General features: G+C 69.9%; 18 protein-coding genes. 8 read left to right on the top strand and 10 right to left on the bottom strand.

What is annotated here, in order from left to right:
- Window positions 1-77 precede the first annotated feature (77 nt).
- The gene (locus ACIBGM_RS26745) at window positions 78-1,025 is read left to right on the top strand and encodes a LuxR C-terminal-related transcriptional regulator (protein ID WP_360534723.1); all 948 of its coding nucleotides are present in this window, start codon (window positions 78-80) and stop codon (window positions 1,023-1,025) included.
- Between the two features lies 1 nt (window position 1,026).
- Here the strand turns inward: ACIBGM_RS26745 and ACIBGM_RS26740 are convergent, their stop codons facing one another.
- On the bottom strand, window positions 1,027-1,656 hold the full coding sequence (locus ACIBGM_RS26740) for an HNH endonuclease family protein (RefSeq protein ID WP_396387054.1): 630 nt from the start codon (window positions 1,654-1,656) through the stop codon (window positions 1,027-1,029).
- Window positions 1,657-1,897: 241 nt separating this feature from the next.
- On the opposite strand from ACIBGM_RS26740, the gene ACIBGM_RS26735 reads away from it, so the two are divergent.
- Window positions 1,898-3,226 carry an acetamidase/formamidase family protein gene (locus ACIBGM_RS26735; RefSeq protein WP_360534727.1) on the top strand — a complete coding sequence of 443 codons (1,329 nt, stop codon included), beginning with the start codon at window positions 1,898-1,900 and terminating at the stop codon, window positions 3,224-3,226.
- A gap of 20 nt (window positions 3,227-3,246) precedes the next feature.
- Here ACIBGM_RS26735 and ACIBGM_RS26730 read toward each other — a convergent pair whose 3' ends face one another.
- Both ACIBGM_RS26730 and ACIBGM_RS26725 read right to left on the bottom strand, forming a co-directional pair.
- Window positions 3,247-4,002 (bottom strand): YaaA family protein, encoded by a 756-nt coding sequence (locus tag ACIBGM_RS26730; protein WP_396387053.1) that lies wholly within the window; start codon window positions 4,000-4,002, stop codon window positions 3,247-3,249.
- Between the two features lie 115 nt (window positions 4,003-4,117).
- Complete coding sequence (locus ACIBGM_RS26725) at window positions 4,118-5,062, bottom strand: aldo/keto reductase (RefSeq protein ID WP_396387052.1); 945 nt, start codon at window positions 5,060-5,062, stop codon at window positions 4,118-4,120.
- Window positions 5,063-5,096: 34 nt separating this feature from the next.
- Between ACIBGM_RS26725 and pepN the strand changes: the two genes are divergently transcribed.
- From pepN to ACIBGM_RS26710, 3 genes are all read left to right on the top strand, one after another.
- On the top strand, window positions 5,097-7,553 hold the full coding sequence (gene pepN / locus ACIBGM_RS26720) for an aminopeptidase N (protein WP_396387051.1): 2,457 nt from the start codon (window positions 5,097-5,099) through the stop codon (window positions 7,551-7,553).
- A gap of 186 nt (window positions 7,554-7,739) precedes the next feature.
- A complete protein-coding gene (sepH, locus tag ACIBGM_RS26715; protein ID WP_396387050.1) occupies window positions 7,740-8,945 on the top strand; it encodes a septation protein SepH in 1,206 nt (401 codons plus the stop codon).
- Window positions 8,946-9,153: 208 nt separating this feature from the next.
- A complete protein-coding gene (locus ACIBGM_RS26710) occupies window positions 9,154-9,567 on the top strand; it encodes a hypothetical protein (RefSeq protein WP_396387049.1) in 414 nt (137 codons plus the stop codon).
- A gap of 63 nt (window positions 9,568-9,630) precedes the next feature.
- On the opposite strand, the gene ACIBGM_RS26705 is transcribed toward ACIBGM_RS26710, so the two are convergent.
- Window positions 9,631-9,999, bottom strand: a complete 369-nt coding sequence (locus ACIBGM_RS26705) for a helix-turn-helix domain-containing protein (protein ID WP_360534739.1) — start codon at window positions 9,997-9,999, stop codon at window positions 9,631-9,633.
- Window positions 10,000-10,093: 94 nt separating this feature from the next.
- Between ACIBGM_RS26705 and ACIBGM_RS26700 the strand changes: the two genes are divergently transcribed.
- From ACIBGM_RS26700 to ACIBGM_RS26690, 3 genes are all read left to right on the top strand, one after another.
- A complete protein-coding gene (locus ACIBGM_RS26700) occupies window positions 10,094-10,891 on the top strand; it encodes an NAD(P)H-binding protein (RefSeq protein ID WP_396387048.1) in 798 nt (265 codons plus the stop codon).
- Window positions 10,892-11,012: 121 nt separating this feature from the next.
- Window positions 11,013-14,804 (top strand): discoidin domain-containing protein, encoded by a 3,792-nt coding sequence (locus tag ACIBGM_RS26695; RefSeq protein ID WP_396387047.1) that lies wholly within the window; start codon window positions 11,013-11,015, stop codon window positions 14,802-14,804.
- Between the two features lie 7 nt (window positions 14,805-14,811).
- Complete coding sequence (locus ACIBGM_RS26690; RefSeq protein ID WP_396387046.1) at window positions 14,812-15,903, top strand: Gfo/Idh/MocA family protein; 1,092 nt, start codon at window positions 14,812-14,814, stop codon at window positions 15,901-15,903.
- Here the strand turns inward: ACIBGM_RS26690 and ACIBGM_RS26685 are convergent.
- The 6 genes from ACIBGM_RS26685 to ACIBGM_RS26660 form a co-directional block, all read right to left on the bottom strand.
- On the bottom strand, window positions 15,900-16,457 hold the full coding sequence (locus ACIBGM_RS26685; RefSeq protein WP_396387045.1) for a GNAT family N-acetyltransferase: 558 nt from the start codon (window positions 16,455-16,457) through the stop codon (window positions 15,900-15,902). The genes ACIBGM_RS26690 and ACIBGM_RS26685 overlap by 4 nt on opposite strands.
- Complete coding sequence (locus tag ACIBGM_RS26680) at window positions 16,454-17,707, bottom strand: ROK family transcriptional regulator (protein ID WP_360534749.1); 1,254 nt, start codon at window positions 17,705-17,707, stop codon at window positions 16,454-16,456. Before ACIBGM_RS26680 ends, ACIBGM_RS26685 begins: the two co-directional genes overlap by 4 nt.
- Window positions 17,708-17,769: 62 nt before the next feature.
- On the bottom strand, window positions 17,770-19,023 hold the full coding sequence (locus tag ACIBGM_RS26675; RefSeq protein ID WP_360534751.1) for an enolase C-terminal domain-like protein: 1,254 nt from the start codon (window positions 19,021-19,023) through the stop codon (window positions 17,770-17,772).
- On the bottom strand, window positions 19,024-19,899 hold the full coding sequence (locus tag ACIBGM_RS26670) for an NAD-dependent epimerase/dehydratase family protein (protein WP_396387044.1): 876 nt from the start codon (window positions 19,897-19,899) through the stop codon (window positions 19,024-19,026).
- Window positions 19,896-20,777 carry a carbohydrate ABC transporter permease gene (locus ACIBGM_RS26665; RefSeq protein ID WP_396387043.1) on the bottom strand — a complete coding sequence of 294 codons (882 nt, stop codon included), beginning with the start codon at window positions 20,775-20,777 and terminating at the stop codon, window positions 19,896-19,898. The genes ACIBGM_RS26670 and ACIBGM_RS26665 overlap by 4 nt, the downstream gene beginning before the upstream one ends.
- Window positions 20,774-21,652 (bottom strand): sugar ABC transporter permease, encoded by an 879-nt coding sequence (locus tag ACIBGM_RS26660; protein WP_360534756.1) that lies wholly within the window; start codon window positions 21,650-21,652, stop codon window positions 20,774-20,776. Before ACIBGM_RS26660 ends, ACIBGM_RS26665 begins: the two co-directional genes overlap by 4 nt.
- Between the last annotated feature and the right edge of the window lie 5 nt (window positions 21,653-21,657).

Genomic DNA, 21,657 nt, shown 5'->3' with positions numbered 1-21,657 from the left:
CCAATCACGTGAAAACGAATCCACAGCATCCGGCCGACGAGATAGCCTGTCCGGGGTCCGGTCGCGCGGGAGGGATGATGCTGGAGTCGCTGGGGGTGGAGCCGGCGGACGAAGAGGCCTATCGGGCCCTGCTGGCTGCACCGGGATGCGAGCTGACCGAGTTCGTCAAACGTCTCGACCGGGACGAGAAGGACGTCGTCGCGACGGTCGAGCGGCTCGAGGCGGCCGGGCTGCTGACCACCACTGCCGACGATCCGCCCCGACTGCTGCCGACCCGCCCGGACGTGGCCGTCGACGCGCTGGTCGCCGTACGGCGTGCGGAGCTGGACCGGGTGCGCGCCGAGGCCCGGGTCTTGCTGTCGGAGCTGCGGGCGCAGGAGCAGCACCGGCCGGAGAACCTGGTCGAGGTGATCGTCGGCCAGGAGGCGATCGCTGCCCGGTTCGCGCAGTTGCTGAACGGGACGCGGGAGCAGTTGCTCGTGCTCGACCGGCCGCCGTACGCGTCCCGGCCGGGTGAGTCCGATCCGCGGGTTCGCGGGCTGCTCAGCGACGGGGTGGTTGTCCGGGGCATTTACGACCCCGACTCCCTCGACGTGCCGGGCGGCGTGGACGAGGCGTACAGCGCGGCAGATGCCGGCGAGACGTCACGCGTGCATCCGCAGGTCCCGATGAAGCTGGCCGTGTTCGACCGCAAGATCGCGCTGCTGCCGCTGTCGGTCGACCAGTTGGTCGACACCGCGCTCGTCGTACACCCGTGTGCGCTGCTGGACGCGCTGATCGAGATGTTCACGCTGTTGTGGGACCAGGCGGTTCCCGTGGTGCCCCCGGCTACGACGGACCCGCTCGACGCGCGGCTGATGACGCTGCTCGCCGCTGGGTTCAAGGACGACGCGATCGCCCGTCAGCTCGGGCTGAGCAGCCGCACGGTCGGCCGTCGGGTCGCGGAGCTGATGGAGACGCTGGGTGCGCGGACCAGGTTCCAGGCCGGGATCCACGCCCAGCGCCGCCATCTGCTCGAGGACTGAATCAGCAGGTGCCGAGCATCTGCTGGAGCGCGGTCTTCTCCGCGGACTGCAGCGACAGGCCGTAGGTGTGCTTCACCCAGATCCACTCCCGGGCGTAGATGCAGTGCACCGAGGTGTTCGGCGGCTTCCAGACCGACGGGTCCCGGTCGCCCTTCGAGCGGTTGCTCGACGCCGACACCGCGATCAGCTGCGCGATGGTCAGGTCGTTGGCGAACTGCTGCCGGCGCGAGGTGCTCCACGTGTTGGCGCCGGACTTCCACGCCTCGGCCAGCGGCACGATGTGGTCGATGTCGACCGACGAGTCGTCGGTCACCCAGACTGCGTCGTACACGCTGTACCACTGGCCGACGGTCGGCTCGCACTGGCTGTCGACCGTGACGCCGGAGCCGTCGCGCTTGAGCACCTGGTCGCGGGTGTCGCAGGTCCCCGACTGGGTGATCCAGTGCGGGAAGAGGTCCCGGCTGTAGCCGGTCGTCGAACCCTCGGCCTTGACCGTGAGACCGGCGAGCTGCGTCGCCGCCGTACTGGCTGACGGCGGCGTTGGTGGGTAGGCCTGCGCGGGGCCGGTACCCAGAGTCCATGCCGTCACCGCGGCAACGGCAGTCATGACGAAGGTGGTGAAACGTCGCATCAGTCAGGCCTCCGAAGGGTCGGGCGGGTCCCCCCTGACGTGCTACCCTCAGCCTTCCCCGATCACGCGCTGTAAGAAACCACTCACTGATGAAACGACGGTGAACGCTCGCGCTCAGGCAGGTTCGAAGCCGGCCGGCATCGTCTCCAGCGCCCGTCGACATCCCCTGGTTACAAGGCTTCACGGTGCCGAAATGCCGTACCGGTATACAGACGACACCATCCAAGTGAGGAGACTGTCGATGGCAACCATTGGTGAACAGGCCGCCGCTCTGCTCCGCTCCGGCCTCGGCCGCCGGGACTTCCTGCGCGCGAGCGCGGCCGTCAGCGCCGCCGGTGTCGCCGCCTCGGCGAGTACGGCGGGTCCCGCGCAAGCTGCCGTACCGCGGGAGGTGTTACAGCCGGGCAAGGGACCGATCCACGGCCGTCACTACCTGCGGTCGATGCCCGACCAGGTCCGGTGGGGGTACGTTCCGTCGCTCGACAGCGACCCGGTACTGCGCGTGCGGTCAGGTGAGACCGTCACCGTCGACACCGTCTCCCACGAGGGCATCCTCGAGGACCAGGGCCGGAACCCGGTCGAGTACTTCGCCCAGCACGGCGTCACCAGGTCGTCGGTCCTGGACGACGCCGTCGCGATCGCCCGCCACTACGACCGGACCACGCGGAACTTCGACGTCGACGGGCCGCATGTCGTCACCGGTCCGATCTTCGTCAAGGACGCGAAACCTGGCGACGTCCTCAAGGTCGAGATGCTGACGATGCTCCCGCGCGTCCCGTACGGCGTGGTGTCCAGCCGGCACGGGAAAGGCGCCCTCCCCCGGCCGGCCGGCGGCGGTGTTCCGGCCGGCATCACGCTCGACGAGATCATGCCGCCGGTGGCGGCCGACGGCCGGGCGACCGGCGACCCGACCCGCTACGGGAATGTCTCGGTGTTCACGCCGATCCGTGGTGGGCGCGGGGTGATGTCACGCGGCACGCGACGTGCGGTGACCTTCCCGCTGCAGCCGTTCATGGGATTGATGGGTGTCGCGTTCGCCGGTTCGGCGTCGCCGACAGCCCCGGAGCTGAACTCGATTCCGCCGACTCTCGGCGGCGGCAACATCGACATCAACCTGCTGGCCGTCCGGTCCGCGTTCTATCTGCCGGTGTTCGCCGACGGCGCGCTGTTCCACGTCGGCGACCCACATTTCGCGATGGGCAACGGCGAGGTCGCGCTCACGGCCTTGGAGGGCTCGCTGCGGGCGACCTTCCGGCTGACGGTGTGCAAGCCAGGGTCCGGCGACGCACCGTCGGTGGCGTTCCGGTACCCGTTCGCGGAAACGCCGGACGCCTGGGTCCCGATCGGCCTGTCGGACCCGGACGGCAGCCAGAACGGTCAGGGCAGCGACCTGAACGTCGCCATGCGCCGCGCGGTCGTCAACGCTCTCGACTTCCTCGAAACCGACCAGGGCATGGACCGGGCGACGGGCTACGCCTACCTCTCAGCCGCCGCCGACTTCGAGATCTCCCAAGTCGTCGACCGCACCACCGGCGTCCACGCCATCATCAGAAAGTCCGACTTCGACTAGGGCCCAGCGCCTGGCTGGTCTCATTCCACCACGGTCAGAGTCCAGCCGGCGCCGCTCCGGTCGAGCTCTGCGTTCCAGTGCTCGCTCACCAGTTTGTGCAGGGCCTTCGGTGTGCCGGGGTCCTTGCCGGACTCGAGCAGGTGACGGGCGACCAGGCCACGGGTGTGCTTGGCGTTGTGCGAGACGACCGAGCGGACGCCGTTGCGCTCCCGGACCACGTTCACCGCGACCCACTTCGCGGCCTGATCGCCAGTGGGTCGCCAGGCAGCCACGTACGTGGACGAGCGGCAGTCCACGATCACGCCGTCAGCGTCCGCGAGTGCCGTGGCCAGCGGCTCGCGCCACACCGACGCCAGCGGTCCGAGGCCGGGCAGCGTCGTACCCATGGACAGCCGGTACGGCGGTACGCGGTCAGCCATCCGCAGTGCGCCCCACGCGGCCGACACGACGAGCAGCCGGTTGCCGGCCCGGCGCTTGCTGCCGGGGGACAACGTCGCGTAGCCGAGTGCGTCGTACAGGACCCCGGAGTACAGCTCCGAGACCGGCACGGCCGGTTCCGTCCGCCACCGGGTGTTCCGGTCGACCTCGTGCTGGAGCGATGCGCCGACACCGAGTACGTCGTACGCGTCGGACGAGGCGGAGACCTTCGCCAGCGCCTCGAGGACCTGCTCGCGGACGGGATTGAGTTCCGGGAAGGACAGCGACGCGTGGTCGACGGCACGGCCGCGAGTCCGCCCGGTCTTGCCCTCCGACGGCGGCAGCAGGATGAGTGTCATGGGGCCTCCCGTCCTGGACTGAGGAGCGGAGGGAGCGAAGCGACTGGAGTGACGAGGGAAGGACGGGAGTCAGAGCCCCGTGACACCCGCGCCGGAGGCGCGGCATTCAACACTGTCACGTCAGGTCGTCCAGGGCGGCCAGGTCGGCGGCGGTCGGGTCCCACAGGCCGGCCGCGACGTTCTGCTGGATCTGCTCCGGCGTGGTCGCTCCGGCGATCACCGATGCGACCGCGGGCTGCGCCGCGAGCCCGCCGATGGCGACGTCGATCATGGTCAGGTCGCGCTCGGCCGCGAAGGTCTCGAGCGCCTCGATCTTGTCGAAGTCGGCGCGGGCCAGGCGCTCCGGCTGGGTCGCCAGCCGGCTGCCCTCGGGTGCTTCCTCGCCACGCTTGTACTTGCCGGTGAGCAGGCCCGCCGCGAGCGGGAAGAACGGCAGGATGCCGATCCCGAGGTGCTCGCAGGCCGGGGCCAGCTCGTCCTCGACGTCGCGCTCGAGCAGGGAGTACTGGTTCTGCGCGCTGATGAAGTGCTCCAGGCCGGCGGACTTGGCGACCCAGTCGGCGTCGACCACCTGCCAGGCCGCGAACTGGGAGCTGCCGAGGTACCGGACCTTGCCCTCGGCAACGAGTTCGGAGAGCGCCGCGAGGGTCTCCTCGATCGGGGTGACCGGGTCCGGGAAGTGCAGCTGGTAGAGGTCGATCCAGTCGGTGCCGAGCCGCTGCAGGCTCGACTCGACCGCCTTGCGGATGTACCGGCGGGAGCCGCGGACACCCCAGTCCGGGCCGTTCACGCCCTGCATGTCACCGCCGAACTTGGTCGCGATCACGACCTCGTCGCGGCGGCTGCCGAGCGCCTTGCCGAGCAGCTCCTCGCTGTAGCCGTGCTCACCGTGGTAGATGTCCGCGGTGTCGAACAGCGTGATCCCGGCGTCCACCGCGGCGTTCACCACCGCGTCCGTCCCGGTCGCGTCCAGCCGCCGCCCGAAGTTGTTGCAACCCAGTCCCACCACACTCACCGTGAGACCCGAGTCACCCAGCTGCCGGTACTCCATATCGGTCATGGGTTCAGCGTAGTAACCGCATAGAGTTGCCGGCATGCCGAGTCTCACCGTCGCCGGCGCCCGTACCCGGGCCGCCGCACTCTCCGTCCACTCGTACGACGTCGACCTCGACCTGACCCAGGGCGAGCGGACGTTCGGATCGACCACCACGATCAGCTTCGCCGCCACCAGCACGACGACGTGGGTGGACGTGAAACCGGACGAGCTCGTCTCGGTGACCCTGAACGGCACGGCCGTCGACGTCGCCGGGCTGACCGACGGCCGGCTCGAGCTGACCGGGCTGCAGCCGGAGAACGAGCTCGTCGTGGTGGCCACGATGCTGTACTCCCACGACGGTGAGGGGCTGCACCGCGCGGTCGACGCCGCGGACGGACTCGCCTACACCTACGCGATGTCGTTCCTGGACGCCGCGCCCCGGATCTTCGCGTGCTTCGACCAGCCCGACCTCAAGGCGCCGTACCGGATGAAGGTCACCGCGCCGGCCGAGTGGCTCGTGCTCGGGAACGGCGCGGCCACCCAGGTCTCCCCCGGTCGGTGGGAGCTGGCCCAGACGCCGCCGCTGTCGACGTACTTCGTCACCGTGGTGGCCGGGCCGTACCACCAGCTCACCGACTCCCACGACGGGATCCCGCTCAGCGTGGTCGCCCGGCAGTCGCTCAAGGAGGCGCTGGAGCGGGAGGCCGAGGACATCTTCACCGTCACCAAGCAGTCCTTCGACGAGTACCACCGGATGTTCGGCTACCGGTACCCGTTCGGCGAGTACCACCAGGCCTTCGTGCCGGAGTTCAACGCCGGCGCGATGGAGAACCCGGGCTGCGTGACCTTCCGCGACCAGATGGTGTTCCGCTCGGCCGTGACGGACGGCGAGCGCAGCAACCGGGCCCGGACCGTCGTGCACGAGATGGCGCACCAGTGGTTCGGCGACATCGTCACGATGGAGTGGTGGAACGACCTCTGGCTGAACGAGTCGTTCGCCGAGTACATGGCGCACCGGGTGTCGACCGACGCGACCCGGTACACCGACAACTGGATCGACTTCGCCTTCACCCGGAAGTGGTGGGGACTGCAGGCCGACCAGCGCTCGTCGACGCACCCGGTCGCGGCCGACCCGGTCAAGGACGCCCTCGCCTCGCTCGACGACTTCGACGGCATCTCCTACGCCAAGGGCGCCGCGGTCCTCAAGCAGCTGGCCGCCTACCTGGGTGACGACGTCTTCCTGGCCGGCGTCGGCGCGCACATCCGGTCGAACGAGTTCGCCAACGCGACCTTCGCCGACCTGGTCGCCAAGTGGACCGAGGCCGGCGCGACCGACCTCGACACCTGGGCCCGGAACTGGCTGCGCACCCCCGGCCTGGACACGATCAGCGCCGCGCGGACCGAGTCGGGCATCGTGCTGCGCCGGGTCGCGCCGGCCGAGTTCCCGGCCGAGCGCCCGCACAAGCTGACCGTCGGCGGGTACGACGCCGACGGCCGCAGTACGGCGGTCGCCGTACTGCTGGACGCGGACGAGGTGGCGGTCGCGCTCGACCCGTCAGTCGCGGTCGTGATCCCGGACGCCGCGGACGACACCTGGGCCAAGATCCGGCTCGACGCGGACAGCCTGGCGAACCTGCCTGCCGTACTGCCGAAGATCGACGACGGCGTGACCCGGGCCGTCGTACTGAACAGCATCCGGGACGCGGTCGCCGACGCGGAGCTCGACCCGAAGCTCGGGTTCGACGTGCTCGCCGGGATGCTGCCGGACGAGACCAGCGACATCGCGGTCTCCACGATGGTCGGCTGGGCCAACACCCACCTGCTCGGCATCTACCTGCCCTACGAGCCGTACCGCGGCCGGTTGGCCGAGGCTCTCGCGGCACGGCTGCGTACGGCGCCGGCCGGCAGCAGCCTGCAGCTGTCGGTGGCCCGCGGGTACGTGCGATTCACCGAGGAGGTCGACGTACTCAAGGGCTGGCTCATCGGCGCGGGCGTGCCGGAGGGGCTCGCGATGGACGCCGACCTGCGGTGGACCGTCCTGCTCCAGCTCGCCCGCCTCGGCGCCGCCGCGCCGGCCGACATCGACGCCGAGCTCGAGCGCGACACGTCGTCGGAAGGCATCGTGCACGCGACCCGGTGCCGGGCCGCGCTGCCGACGGCGGAAGCCAAGGAGCAGGCCTGGGCGCTGATCACGACCGACGCCGACGTCGCGAACTACGAGCTGTACGCCGCGTGCGAGGGCTTCTGGCATCCGGGTCAGGTCGAGCTGACCGCGCCGTACGTGGACCGGTTCTTCGCCGAGATCGGTGGCACCGAGAAGCTGCGGTCGGGCTGGGTTGTCGCCCAGAGCGCGAAGCTCGCGTTCCCCCGCTACGCCGTCGAGCAGCAGGTCGTGGCGCGGGCGTCGGACCTGGTCGCGGACGACTCCGTCGCGGCCGGAATCCGGCGATCCGTCGGCGACGGCGTCGACGATCTGACCCGCGCGCTGGCGGTCCGTTCGGCCTTCGGCGGCTGAAGCGAGTCGCGGTCACACCGTGTTGTGACTAATGTGACTGGTGTGATCACAAGGACCCTTGTGAGCAGGCAAGATGTGATTTCGTGACGTAACCTCCACAATGACCGCGCGGCACGGCGCGCCGGTCTTGGTCAGGCAGCACGTCCCGGGAGAGACTGTCGAGAACCGCACAGGAGAACAAAGGCAATGCGCGAGGCGAGGCTCGTCGGTCTGAGTCAGGATGGCAAGCAGCTCATCCTGGCGATGGCAGAGACGGGTGAGGAGTTCGCCGTCCCGGTCGACGACCGGTTGCGTGCGGCCCTGCGCGGCGACCGTGCCCGACTCGGCCAGCTGGAGATTCAAATGGAGAGCGCGCTGCGCCCACGAGACATCCAGGCTCGTATCCGCGCCGGCGAAAGTCCCGAGGCGGTCGCTGCGGTCGCCCAGATGCCGATGGAACGTGTGATGGCGTTCGCCGGTCCGGTCCTGGCCGAGCGGGACCACATCGCGAGCCTCGCGCAGCGCGCGTCCGTCCGGCGCCGCGGCGGCGGCGACGCCCCGACCCGCAACCTGGGCGCGTGGGTGACCGAGCGGCTGCGCACCCGCCAGGTCGACCCGGCCTCGGCCGAGTGGGACGCGTGGCGGCGCGACGACGGCCGCTGGGCGGTCCGCGTCTCGTACTTCGTCGAGAGCGCCGACGAGGCCGAGCAGAAGGACGAGAAGACCGCAATGTTCGCGTACGACGCCCCCGGGCGGTACGCGGTCCCGGACGACGACGAGGCCCGCTGGCTGGTCGGCGAGCAGGCGCAGGTAGCGCCGCCGCCCGTGCAGCCGCAGCCCGGTGAGCGCCGGCTCGCGGCGGTCGCCGACATCGACATGTCCATCGCGCCCGACCACGGCGCCGACAGCTACGAGGCGGGCTTCGAGGACACGGTCAGCCTGCCGCGCAGAAACCAGCCGGTTTCCCGTGAGCCGGTGCGCGAGACCGTGCGTGAGACCAGGCGCGAGACCACGGCCCGCGAGAGTGGTCCGCGCCGGGTGCACTCGGTTCCGGATCCGGACACCGAGCCGACGCTGATCGACGTACCGATCGAGCAGCCGCCGACGCTGCGCCCTGCGGTGCGCGCTGTCGAGCGCCCGACCGAGCTCCCCGTCGAGGCCGCCTCGCTGGCGCCGCCGGAGGAGCGTCGTACGCCACCTCCGGTCGAGGACCGCGAGGCCGCGCCGGTTGTCGAAGAGCCCACTCCGCCACCGGCAGAGCCGGAGCCTGAGCCCGAGGCTGCGCCTGAGCCGGTCACCGCGACTGCGGAAGAGACCCAGGCCGAGCCCAAGAAGAAGCCGGCCCGCCGTAACAACAAGCGCGCCAGCGTCCCCAGCTGGGACGAGATCATGTTCGGCAAGAAGGCCGACTGACCCGGCCCGCAGGCTGGTTGACACATCACGGACAGTTGTCCCAGATGGCGGACGGTGTTTGGCATCGGACCGGGGCTCTGCCATGATCTTCGGCATGCAGATGCTGTGTTGTTGCTGTTGTCGCTGACGCGCGCCGTCTCCGGCGCACGAGGCCCTGTCCTTTCCGTGGCCCGCCCGCCGACACCAGCACTCACAGGATCTTCCGCACATGAATCTCCCGGCCTTCGCCGACCTGCTCGCGTCCCGCGGCCTCCGGCTGCTGCCCGGCTCGCACGCCGTCCCGGTCGAGCTGCTCGTACAGTTGCCTGACGCATCGATCGCCCGGTTCACCGCGCGCGGCACCACGCTCCGGCTCAGCCGCTTCTCCCCTGACGCGCTGACCGCGATCACCATCGCCGCCGAGTGCGGCTGCGGCGACCACCACCCGCAGACCGGCCCGACCCGCGTGACGCTCAGCCGGTACGCCGTACCGTTCGACGAGCGCACCATCGACGGCGAGCTGCTCTTCGGCTGGCAGTCCCACGAGGCCGGCCTCCTCCGCCTCCCCGACGCCGCCACCCACTTCTTCACCCTCCTCGCCGACGCCCCAACCCCCGAGCGCGTCCTGGTCGGCGTCGCCTGACAGCGACCTTGAGAACCCACCGACCATCTCAGCCGCCGAAAAGTGGTCGGTGGCTTCTCAAGGTCAGGGGTGGCGGGTGTCGTAGTGGCGGCGGGCGGCTTCGACCTTGGCGAGGTTGGGTGACCACTCGGCGAGCGAGTGGAACAGCGGCGCGAGGCTGCGGCCGAGGTCGCTGATCTCGTACTCGACCCGCGGCGGGACCTCCGGGTAGTACGTGCGCAGTACCAGGCCGTCGCGCTCGAGCTGCCGCAGCCGCTGAGTCAGCACCTTCGGCGTGATCACGCCGATCCGGCGCTCGAGCTCGACGAACCGCTGCCGGCCGAACTCGTTCAGCGTCCACAGGATCGGCGTCGTCCACCGGCTGAACACCACGTCGACCACCGGCGCGATCGGACAGGCCTGCACCGGGTCCACCGGTGTGGCGTCGACCACAATCAACCTCCTATCCCAATACTTTCCTCTAGGTACCTAGTATGCCCAGGCAAGTAGCGTCCTCGTCAGATCCCACCGAACGAGGAGCGAACACATGATCGTGGTCACTGGTGCAACCGGAAACGTCGGACGGCCGCTGGTGGAGGCACTCACCGCCGCCGGCGAGCAGGTACGCGCGGTGTCGCGCAAGGCAACCGGCTTCCCGGCCGACCTGACCGAGCCCGAAACCCTTAAGCCCGCACTCGAGGGAGCCGACGCGGTCTTCCTGCTGACCTCCGCCGACTTCCTGGCGCGCGGCAACCTCGGTGACGTCATGGGCGTCGTTCGCGGCGCCGGCGTCGCGCGGGTCGTACTGCTGTCCTCCCAAGGCGTCGGTACCCAACGTCACCCCTCCGGCCTGGAGGACGTCGTGAAGACGTCCGGACTCGAGTGGACGATGCTGCGACCGGGCAACTTCGCCTCGAACGCCTTCCAGTGGGCCGAGTCGGTCCGCACCCGCCGCCTGATCGAGGCGCCGTACGGCGACATCGCACTGCCCGCCGTCGACCCGTCGGACATCGCCGAGGTCGCGGGCGTCGTACTGCGCGAGCCCGGCCACGCCGGCGCGATCTACACGCTGACCGGTCCGGAGCCGGTCTCACCACGGCAGCAGGCGGCCGCGATCGGCGAGGCGGTCGGTGAGCCGGTGCAGTTCGTCGAGCTCAGCCGCGCGGACGCACGGAGCCGGATGCTGACCTTCATGCCGGAGCCGGTCGTCGAGTCGACCCTCGACATCCTCGGCGAACCGACCGCCGAAGAACAGCGCGTCAGCCCGGACGTCGAGCGGGTGCTGGGTCGCCCGGCCCGATCGTTCGCGCAGTGGGCAACCCGCAACGCGCCTGCGTTCAGATAAGCCGGACGAGCGGCAGGAAGACCTCGTCGAGCAGGGTCTTGAATTAGTAACACGCTTGGTTTAACTTAATCGCGCAGCTGCCGAAGCGTGTACTTCCGGACCGCCACCTGGAGGTTTCAGCATGACCAGACGCCTGCTCGCGGGGTTGTTCCCTGCTCTAGTGCTGGCCGGCGTGCTCGTCGCGCCGGCCGCCCAGGCCGCCACGATGTACCCGAGCGGCGTCGGCGCCGACCTCGGGCCGACCCCGACCACGCTCGGCGTGCAGCCTGCCGCGGGTGACGATCCCGCCGGGCTGCAGACCGGCACCGAGCTGGGCCGCAGCTTCTGGCGCACCAACCAGGCGGCCAACACGAGCTACTTCGAGTTCGACGTCGACCGGGACTACGTCGACGAGATCGGCACCGAGGACGTCCTGGTGACGGTGACCTATCTCGACCGCGGCACCGGCACCCTCGAGCTCCAGTACGACGCCGCCGACAACCCGCAGGCAGACGCCGAAGACCTCCAACTGGCGGACACCGGCCAGTGGCAGACCGGCACCTTCGCGCTCACCGGCATCGGCTTCACCAACCGCCTCGGCGACGCCGACCTCCGCCTCTTCGGCAGCGCGGACATCACCATCTCGAGCCTCCGGATCAGTACGGCGGGCGCCGCCGTACAGCTCGGCCAGTCGCCGATCCAGCAGGGCATCACCCCGCGAGTCGGCGACCGGCCCGAGAACCTCGTCACCGGCGTGCGGGACGGCCGCCCGTACTGGCAGACCGACCGGACCGCACCGTCGCCGGGCACGAACTTCTTCTACATGAACGTCGCCGACACCTACCTCTACGACAACCGCAGCCTCGTCCTGGTCAGCGTCGACTACTTCGACGAGGGCAACGGCCAGTTCGGCCTGCACTACGACTCCCCGGGCGAGACGATCCCGGAGAAGTTCAAGAACTCCGAGGTCGTCCGCTACGGCGACACCAGGACCTGGAAGACGCACACCTTCGCGCTCCCGGACGCCGTGATGACCAACCGCTCGAACGGCTCCGACTTCCGGATCCACAACGGCGACGGCGCGGTCGACCTCAAGGTCGCCGCGGTCCGGGTCGCCAAGGTCGCGACCACGCTCGACGTCACCGAAGGCCTGCTCGACCTGATCGACGAGGCTGCCCGGACCGAGAAGGCCGCCCGGGAAGGCACCCGCGACGGCCAGTACCCGGCCGGCAGCCGAGCCACCTTGCGTACGGCGATCGACGAGGCCCGGGCGATTGCGGCCACGCCGGGCGTGACCGACGTACAGGTCAAGGAAGCACTGCAGAAGCTGCAGGCGAAGCTGGACGCGTTCCAGCCGATCGACACGAACTTCGCCCCGGACGGAACGGCGACCGCAAGCAGCGGCACCGGCGCGACCAATGTCAACGACCGCGACCACAACTCGGCCTGGACCAGCGGGCCGGGAGACTCCTGGCTGCAGCTCGACCTCGGCAAGCCGCGGCGCGTCAACGACGTCCGTGTGGAATGGGCGCAGGCCTACTCCCCGGACTACACCGTCCAGGTCTCGAACGACGGCACGACCTTCACCACCGTCGGCCGCACCGGATCGCCGGGCGCCAACCAGATCAGCAAGACTCGCTTCGCCATGACCGCCGCGCGCTACGTCCGGGTCGCGATGACCGGCGCCGATTCCTTCGTCGTCAAGGAGCTCCAGCTCCGCGAGTCCCCGGTCGTCACCCCGGAGCCCCGCCTTGTCCAGACGGTCAAGCCGACCGAGGACGGCGTGATCGCGGACCTCGACGCCACCGAGAACGGCGCCGACCGCAGCGGCCGCCGTGACTCGACCAAGGCGATCCAGCAAGCGATCTACGCCTGCCAGGACGCAGGCGGCGGCACGGTCTGGCTGCCTGCCGGTCACTACCTGGTCAGCGACACCGTCGAGGTGCACGCCTTCTGCACCCTGCGCGGCGACATCGACCACACGGTCGTCGTCGCGAACCTGCAGAGCGGCGACGACGGCCCGAGCCTGTTCCGGATCGGTGGCAGCGCCGGCGTCCTCGGCGTCACCACCTTCTACCCGAACCAGAACGCGACCGACCCGGTCCCGTACAACTACACGTTCGAGATCCCCGGCGGAGCCTGGATCGGCAACGAGAACTACATGATGGCCACGGTCGCGGACGTCACCATGCTGAACTCCTACCGCGGTATCGGGATCAGCACGATGCCCAACGACCGCGGCAACGCGCCCAGCTCCGGCCAGGTGCACGAGTCGTCGACGATCCGCAACGTCCGCGGGACCGCCCTGCTCGAAGGCGCCCGCGCGTACAACGGCGCCGACGTCGGCACCTGGGAGAACGTTGCGTTCAGCAACTCCGTCTGGGCGTCGGCGCCGGCGAAGTACAACGCGCCGTCGCGGCAGGCCCTCGACGCCTGGACCCGGGCGCACGGCACCGGCCTCGTCCTCGGCGACCTCGAGTGGGACCAGTTCCACCGAATCACGCTGTCCGACTACCGCGTCGGCATCCACGTCGTGGCCGGCCAGCGGGCCCAGTTCACCGGCAGCTTCCTGCAGCCCGACGTACGCCGTACCGACATCGGCATCCTCGTGGACGTGATGGACGACCGCTGGGGCATGACGCTGGCCGCCGGCCGGGTCGAGGGCAGCGAGCACGCGGTCCTGAACAACTCCCGCGGCTACGTGAAGATCACCGGTACGGCGCTCACCGGCGCGGTCGACGGAATCGTCCACCGGATGTCGGGCACGGCGCCGACGTACCAGACCGAGCCGCTTCCGAAACCGAAGCAGGCCCTGAACGTCGTCGACGCGCCGCACGGCGTCGGATACCTCCCGGCAGCCGACGCGACGAGCGCAGTGCAGAAGGCACTCGACAAGGCCGGGCGAGCGGGCGGCGGCATCGTCTACCTGCCGGCCGGGTGGTACCGGATCAGCACGCACCTCACCGTCCCGGCGAAGGTGGAGCTGCGGGGCGCGTCCGCCGTACCGAACCGGGACCAGTCCGGGGCGAGTGGAGGGACCGTCCTGCACGCCTTCGAGCGGAACACCGAGACGGCTCTGATCACGCTGAAGCAGCAGGCAGGTGTGCGCGGTCTGCGCGTGTTCTACCCGGACAACAACCCGGGCCGCGCCGAAGGCGTCGTCGCCTACCCGTTCGCGGTCCGCGGGCACGCCGGCGGCAACTACGTCATCAACGCCGGCTTCCCGAACACCTGGAACGGGATCGACCTGCGCGGTGACGACATCGTGGTCCGCAAAGTCGCGGGCGCGTTCTTCGACCACGCGATCAAGCTCGGCCCGGGCCGCGACGGCCGGATCGAGGGCGTGCTGTCCAACGGCAACGCGGTCACCCGGGTCGGCTACCAGCAGCCGTACTGGATGAACGAGGGCAACATCTTCGAGCTCGTCATCGACAAGTACATGCGCAAGACCGCCAAGATCGTCACCGTCGACGGCGCGACCGGGCTGACGCTGCTGAACGTGTTCGCGTACGGCTTCCACGACGGGCTCGTGGTGAACAGCGGCCAGGTGGACGCCTTCAACCTCGGCACCGACAACCTCGGCGCCGACGGCTACACGGTGCAGGTCGTCGGCGGCGACGTCGAGGCGACCAACCTCGCCCGTTACAACGGCGCTACCAGCACCGGCCCGGTCACGTTGCGGAACGTGATGGTGATCAACGTCGTCCAGCGGCGCGTCTCGGTCGCCGCCAACGGCCCCGGCTCGGTGAAGATCGCCCGCAACGAGTCCGAACCCGGGACGTACGAGGTCGGCGCGCAGGTCACCGTGACTGCGAGACCAACATCGGATAGCGTTTTCCAGAACTGGACCGTCGACGGTGTGGTGGTTTCGGCCGAGACGTCGTACACCTTCACCGTGAGCACGGACCAGGTACTGACCGCGAACTTCACGTAGGAGCGAGATGGCTGACGCTACGAACCACCAGGTCGCGATCGTGGGCTGCGGCATCATCGGCCGCACCCACGCGGACACCGTCGCAGAGCGGCCGGACGCCACCGTGACGGCCCTCGTCGACGGCGACGCCGCCGCCGCGGCGGCGCTGGCGGCCCGGCTGAAGGAGGCCGGGCACCCGGAGCCCAAGGTGTACGACGACCTGTCCGCGGCGCTGAGCGGGTCCGACATCACGCTCGTCGCGATCTGCACCCCCAGCGGGACCCACGCAGCGCTGGCCGAGGAGGCGCTGAACGAGAAGAAGCACGTCGTCATCGAGAAGCCGCTCGACGTCGACCTGACCCGGGCGCGGCGCCTCGGCGCGGCCGCCGCCCGGGCGGCGAGCCACGGCCTGGTGTCGTCGGTGATCAGCCAGCACCGGTTCGACGCGGGCAGCGCAGTGGTCCACGACGCGATCCAGGCCGGCCGGTTCGGCCGGCTGACCTCGGCGGTCGCGACGGTCGCCTGGTGGCGCAGCGACGAGTACTACGCGTCGGCCGGCTGGCGCGGGACCTGGGCGCAGGACGGCGGTGGCGCGCTGATGAACCAGGGCGTGCACACCGTCGACCTGCTGCTGTGGTTCATGGGCCGGCCGGTCAACATCCAGGCCCAGGCGCTCCGGGCGGCGCACCACGAGATCGAGGTCGAGGACACCGTCGTCGCGACGCTGACGTTCGAGTCCGGCGCCGTGGCGACCCTGCACGCGACGACCGCGGCCTTTCCTGGTGGCCGGACGCGGGTGTCGGTGCACGGGACGCAAGGCGGCGCCGAGGTGGAGGACGACCTGCTGCGGCGGTTCAACGCCGACGGCTCGACCGACGAGATCCCGGTCGACGTCGGCCCGCCCGGCAAGCACAAGGCGCAGTACGACGACATCCTGCGAGCGATCGCGGACGGCGGCCGGCCGGGTATCACCGTCCAGGACGCGATCGACGCGCTGGCCACGGTCCGGGCCGTCTACATCGCCTCGACGCTCCAGCGCCCGGTGAAGTTCATCGACGTGCTCGAAGGCCGCTACGACGACGTGGAGGTCTCCCGCGGCATCGGTCTGCCGCCCAGCTAGGCGCCAGGCTCCCGGTCGTTGAGGATGCGCTGGTAGAGGTTGCAGTCCCGCCAGGCGCCCGCGATGTGCAGGTAGGTGGGCGCCATGCCGATCTGGACGAAGCCGGTGCGCTGGAGAACGCGTTGCGAGGCAACGTTGTTCGTCAGCGTGCTGGCTTCGACCCGGTGCAGCTTCAGCTCGGTGTCGGCGATCTCCAGGGCCGTCTCGACGCCGCGGGTCATCAGGCCGCGCCCGACCGCGTCAGCCGCGAGCCAGTAGCCGAGCGCCGCGCTGCGGAACGGTCCGGGCACCAGGTCGTTGAGCGTGATCGCGCCGATGATGCGGTCGCCTTCGGCGAGCACCCACGGCACGGTCCGGCTGTCCTTGTACCGCTCCAGCTGGCCGGTCAGCTTCTCCCGCTGCCCGCTCACGGTGAACCAGCTGTCCGGACGGTCGGGCTCCCACGCCTTCAGGTAGTCCCAGCTGCGGGTGTAGGCGTCAACGAGGCCTTCGGCGTCGTCCAGACTTGCGATACGGAGCTGTACGTCGGCGGTGAGTGAGCGGGGTGAAATCACTTCGGCAGCCTACGCGCCTGACTGGACCCACTGACCCGCGGTGTGAACGCGTCGTGGAAGATCGTCGACGCGGCGCCGACAGCGGCCGCGTCGGTCTGCAGCATCGACTCCTCCACCGCGACCGGCCGGGTCTCGCGGGCGACCGGATGCGCGTTGACCGCGCGGCCGATCTCCGCCAGGAAGACCTCCGAGATCTCCTTGCCGAACGCCGGCCCACCGAGCACCACCAGATCGATATCGAGCAGGTCGACCAGTCCGACCGCGCCCTGACCGACCACCCGGGCGATCCGCGTGACCGCCTTCACCGCCGCCTCGTCACCGTCGGCGGCAGCCTTGCACACCGCCCGGTACCGCTTGGCCTCGTCGGTGGCGCTCGCGTCGGTCTCGACGTACCCGTACTCCGCCGCGATCACCGGCAGCGAGGCGGTCGGGTTGCACTCGGGCAGCATCCGCGGCCCGTCCTCGGCGTCCCACTCCCCCATCCGCAGCGCCGCGACCTGGCCGAACTCGCCGGCGTTCGCCGTACCGCCGCGGTAGATCGAGCCGTTCAGGATCAGGCCGCTGCCGACGCCGGTGCCGAGGTAGAGGTAGGCGAAGTCGCGGTCCCGGGCCGAGCGGCCGATCCAGCGCTCGCCGATGGCGGCCGCCGTACCGTCCTTCTCCACCAGGACCGGGTGGTTGAGCTTCTGCTGGAGCAGGTGCCGGATCTTCAGGCCGCGCCACGCCGGCTGCAAAGGCAGGGCAAGCAGCGTGCCGTCGGCGTTGATCGGACCCGGTACGGCGACGCCGACACCGAGCATCGAGTCGAGGTCGACCTGGCTGATGCTGAGCGCCGCGGTCACGGTCGCGGCGGTCAGGTCGACGAGCTTGTCGGCGCTCAGATCGTCCGCCAGCTCGACGGTCTCCCGGCGGACGATCGTGCCGTCCAGGTCCACCACCGCGACGGTGAGCAGCTCAGGATCGATGTGGATGCCGACCGCGTGCGCGGCGTTCGACCGCAGCCGGACCGGCGTCCGCGGCTTGCCCAGTCGCTCGGCCCGCTCCTGCGCCTCCTCGACCAGCAGTCCCTGCTGCAGCAGGATGCGCAGGATCCGCGACACCGACTGCTGGGTCAGCCCGGTCCGGCGGGAGATCTCGGTCCGGCTGATGGTGCCGGCCAGCCGGATCGTCTCGATGATCACGGCCTCGTTGAACGAGCCCAGGTCGTACTGGTTCGCGCCCGCGCGCCGCAGGTCCTGTTCGTCCGGCACCACTGCCCACCTCCCCGTTCCTGTCCGTGACTAGCCGAGATCGTACTGCGGGAGAGCAGCTGTCACGGCGCTTCCAGGGCCCCGTCGATGCGTCGTACGCCGGCTGCCCACTCGTCGTGTCCGGACAGTTGCGCGGGATAACGGGCCGCCGCCTCGAGGTCGATGTCGATGCCCCAGCCGGGCGCGTCGTTCGGCGTCAGCCAGCCCTCCACGATCCGCAGCGTGCCGGGGAACACCTCGTGCGTCGCCTCGTTGTAGAGGTGGCCCTCCTGGATGCCGAAGGCAACGGAACTGACGTCGAGCGCGACGTTGGCCGCAGCGCCGATCGGCGACGTGTCGCCCGGGCCGTGCCACGCCGTACGGACGCCGCACAGCTCGGCCAGGTCGGCGAGCTTGCGCGCCGGGGTGAGCCCGCCGATGTCGGACACGTGTGACCGGATGAAGTCGACACCGCCGTCACGGACCAGGCGGACCGCGTCGCCCATCGAGGTGGTCAGCTCGCCGACCGCCAGCGGCACCGGCGACGCGGCGCGCACCTCCGGCAGGCGGTCCCAGTGCTCCGGCGGCAGCACGTCCTCGAGGAAGAACAGCCCGTACGGCTCGAGCGACCGTGCCAGCAGCACCGCTTCCTTCGGCGTCAGCCGCGAGTGCACGTCGTGCAGCAGCTCGATGTTCGCGGGCAGCGCCGAGCGGCCCTCCTCGAACAGCTCGGGCGTCGTGCGTAGATAGTCCCGAGCCGACCAGCCGTTGTGGTACGGCGAGTTCGGGTACAGCGTGTCCATCCGCGGAGCGCCGTACCCGCCGCCGCCCGGGGTCGACATCTGCAGCCGGATGTGCCGCCAGCCCTGCGCGACGAACTTCTGCGCCTGGTCGAGGGTCTCCTCGATCGTCCGGCCGCTGGCGTGGATGTAGGTGTCGGCCGCGGCCCGGACCTTGCCGCCGAGCAGCTCGTACACTGGCATGCCGGCCCGCTTGCCCGCGATGTCCCACAGCGCCTGGTCGATCCCGGAGATCGCGTTGTTCGTCACCGGCCCGCCGCGCCAGTAGCCGGAGAACCCGGCCAGCCGGATCAGGTCGCCGATGTCCCCCGGGTAGCGCCCGACCAGCAGCCGGGCCAGGTGCTCGTCGACGAACGTCTGCACCGCCTTCCACCGCTGGGTGAACGTGGCGCAGCCCAGGCCGTACAGTCCCGGCTCGGTGGTGTCGACCTTCACCACGACCAGCGGGATGCCCTGCGGCGCGGTGACGATCGCCTTCACCTCCCGGATGCGGACGTCGTCCCGGACCGGCCAGGGCTGGTCGAAGTTCGAGGGCATTCAGATCTCCAAGGGAAGGGTCGGCAGGTCGAGCTCGTGGCGGGCCTGGAAGCCGAGCACGCTCCGGGCCGGGGTCAGGTCGATCGGCACCTCACGCCCGCCGAACCGCCGCAGCCGCGGCACGTCCGGCGCGAAGGCGTCCAGCAGGGCATCCGTCTCGTACGGCGCGTTCGTGGTGTTCGCGGCGACCAGAAAGCTGTGCGCCCCGGACAACGGCGCCGTCAGCCCCAGCTCGATCGCGTACGCCGCGTCCCGGGTGTCCAGGTAGCTCCAGCCCTCGCGGACGGCACCCGCCGGGTTGTCCCGGTGGCCGTCGGCCTGCCGCCGCAGGACATCGGCGGAGTTGACGTGCGGGAACCGGAACGCGACCACGTCGATCCCCCAGTGCCGCCACGCCATCCGGGCGGTGTTCTCGTCGTTCTGCTTCGACAGCGAGTACCAGTCGCCGACGTCGGAGGGCATCGTCGTGTCCAGCGGGAAGTACGCCGGCAGCGGTTGGTGCGGGTTCATCGCGACGCCGTACGCGTTGATGCTGCTGGCGATGACCGCCCGCTTCACGCCGAGCGCGCCGGCCTGGGCGAGCACGTTGAACGTGGACACGACGTTGCCCGAGTACACGTCGTACGGCGAGCCGGCGTCGCGATGCGCGAGCGCGGCCAGATGGACGACCATGTCGACGCCCTCGAGCGCGCCGGCCACGTCGTCCTCGGACCGGGTGTCGCCGATGATCACCCGGTCGGCCTTCAGTGACGGGTCCTCGACGATGGTCAGCGCGGTCACCACCGCACCGAGGTCGGCGAGATGACCGACGGTGACCGATCCGATCCGGCCCGCCGCCCCCGTCACCAACACCCGCCGGCCGTTCAGCGTTGTCACTCCTTGATCCCTCCCGACATCCCGACACCTCTCAGGAACTGCTTCTGGAACACCAAGAACAAGATCACCGGGATCAGCACCGCCAGGAACAGCGCGCTCATCTGCAGCGAGATCTCGGTGGTCTCGGCCACCCGCGGCAGGGCCACCGAGATCGGCTGCAGCCGGGGGTCCGGCAGCACCAGCAGCGACCAGAGGTAATCCTTCCAGGAGCCGATCACGGTCAGCAGGGCGACCACCCCGACGATCGGTTTCGACAGCGGCAGCACCAGCGACGTGAACAGCCGCAGGTTGCTCGCGCCGTCGATCCGGGCCGCCTCGATCAGCTCGCGCGGGATCGAGTCGAAGTACCGCTTCATCACCAGGATGTTGAACGCGCCGGCCGCCTGCGGCAGCCAGACCGCCCAGAAGGTGTTCTGCAGGTTGAACCCGAGCACCGGCATCTTCAGGATCGTCAGGTAGAGCGGCACGAGCGAGATCACTCCAGGCAGGAACAGCGTCGCGAGTACGGCGCCTGTGACCACCGGTCCCCACTTCGGCCGCAACACACTCAGCACGAACGCGCCCGTCGTACACACGAACAGCGTGGACAGCAGCGAGCCGATCGCGATGATCGCGGTGTTGCCCAGGTACGAGCCGATCTGGACCCGGGTCCAGGCGTCGGGGATGTTCTGCCACTGGATCCCGGACGGCCACAGCTGCATCGGGCCGCGCAGGATGTCCTGGCTGGTCGACAGGCCCGACTTGAGCAGCCAGAGCAGCGGGCCGACACCGGCGATCAGGACCCCGATGAACAACAGCACCTGGATCGCCGGCAGGCCGTAGCGGATCAGGCCCCGCTTCCGGTCCGCAACGGAGATGATCCCGCGTTCGTGACTCATGTGATGCTCCAGCGCCGGGTCAGGAAGTGGTAGACGACCGACAGCACGCACAGCACCCCGGCCAGCAGCACGCTGAGCGCGGTCGCGGCGCCGAAGTCGCCGTTGATGAACGCGTACCGGTAGATCAGCAGCAGGATCGTGGTGGTCGCGTTGTCCGGGCCGCCGCCGGTGAACAGGAACGGCTCGGTGAACACCTGGAACGTGCCGATCAGCTGCAGCAGCATCATGATCAGGATGATTCCGCGGATCTGCGGCAGCGTGACGTGCCAGACCCGCTTCCAGATCCCGGCGCCGTCCAGCTCGGCCGCCTCGTACAGCTCGGTCCGGACCCCGGTCAGCGCGGCCAGGTAGATGATCGACGTGGCGCCGGCCCCGGCCCACGTCGCCTCCAGCACGATGGCCGGCATCGCCAGGTCCGGCGAGTTCAGCCAGGCGAACGGCCCGATCCCGAACCAGCCCAGTACGGCGTTGAACACGCCGGCGCCACTGGGGTCGTAGAAGAACTTCCACAGCAGGATCGCCGCCACCGGAGGAACCACCGCCGGCAGGTAGGACAGCACGTTGTAGAGCCAGCCGGTGCTGCGCAGCTCACTGATGAACACGGCCAGGAACAGCGGGACCGGGAAGCCGAAGATCAGCGCGAGCAGCGCGAAGTACAGCGTGTTCACCGCCGCCTGCGGCAGCTGCGGGTCGGTCAGCACGTAGCTGAAGTTGGCCATCCCGACCCACTCCGGCGTGGTCACCAGGTTGTTCTTCTGGAAGCTGAGCACCAGGCCGCGGACGATCGGGCCCCACGAGAAGTACAGGAACGTCAGCACCAGGGGCAGGGCGAAGATGATCGCGCTCAGCCCGCCGGAGCGGTACCAAGTGGCCAAGAAAT

The sequence above is a fragment of the Kribbella sp. NPDC050470 genome (assembly GCF_044458365.1).
Lineage (GTDB): Bacteria > Actinomycetota > Actinomycetes > Propionibacteriales > Kribbellaceae > Kribbella.
The sequence above is the reverse complement of the archived record's forward strand: the minus strand, read 5'-3'. Positions and strand labels throughout refer to the sequence as shown.

Coding starts and splice junctions, on each gene's coding strand:
- ACIBGM_RS26745 (WP_360534723.1), top strand. CDS start 78: ATGCTGGAGTCGCTGGGGGTGGAGCCGGCGGACGAAGAGGCCTATCGG.
- ACIBGM_RS26740 (WP_396387054.1), bottom strand. CDS start 1,656: ATGCGACGTTTCACCACCTTCGTCATGACTGCCGTTGCCGCGGTGACG.
- ACIBGM_RS26735 (WP_360534727.1), top strand. CDS start 1,898: ATGGCAACCATTGGTGAACAGGCCGCCGCTCTGCTCCGCTCCGGCCTC.
- ACIBGM_RS26730 (WP_396387053.1), bottom strand. CDS start 4,002: ATGACACTCATCCTGCTGCCGCCGTCGGAGGGCAAGACCGGGCGGACT.
- ACIBGM_RS26725 (WP_396387052.1), bottom strand. CDS start 5,062: ATGACCGATATGGAGTACCGGCAGCTGGGTGACTCGGGTCTCACGGTG.
- pepN (WP_396387051.1), top strand. CDS start 5,097: ATGCCGAGTCTCACCGTCGCCGGCGCCCGTACCCGGGCCGCCGCACTC.
- sepH (WP_396387050.1), top strand. CDS start 7,740: ATGCGCGAGGCGAGGCTCGTCGGTCTGAGTCAGGATGGCAAGCAGCTC.
- ACIBGM_RS26710 (WP_396387049.1), top strand. CDS start 9,154: ATGAATCTCCCGGCCTTCGCCGACCTGCTCGCGTCCCGCGGCCTCCGG.
- ACIBGM_RS26700 (WP_396387048.1), top strand. CDS start 10,094: ATGATCGTGGTCACTGGTGCAACCGGAAACGTCGGACGGCCGCTGGTG.
- ACIBGM_RS26695 (WP_396387047.1), top strand. CDS start 11,013: ATGACCAGACGCCTGCTCGCGGGGTTGTTCCCTGCTCTAGTGCTGGCC.
- ACIBGM_RS26690 (WP_396387046.1), top strand. CDS start 14,812: ATGGCTGACGCTACGAACCACCAGGTCGCGATCGTGGGCTGCGGCATC.
- ACIBGM_RS26675 (WP_360534751.1), bottom strand. CDS start 19,023: ATGCCCTCGAACTTCGACCAGCCCTGGCCGGTCCGGGACGACGTCCGC.
- ACIBGM_RS26665 (WP_396387043.1), bottom strand. CDS start 20,777: ATGAGTCACGAACGCGGGATCATCTCCGTTGCGGACCGGAAGCGGGGC.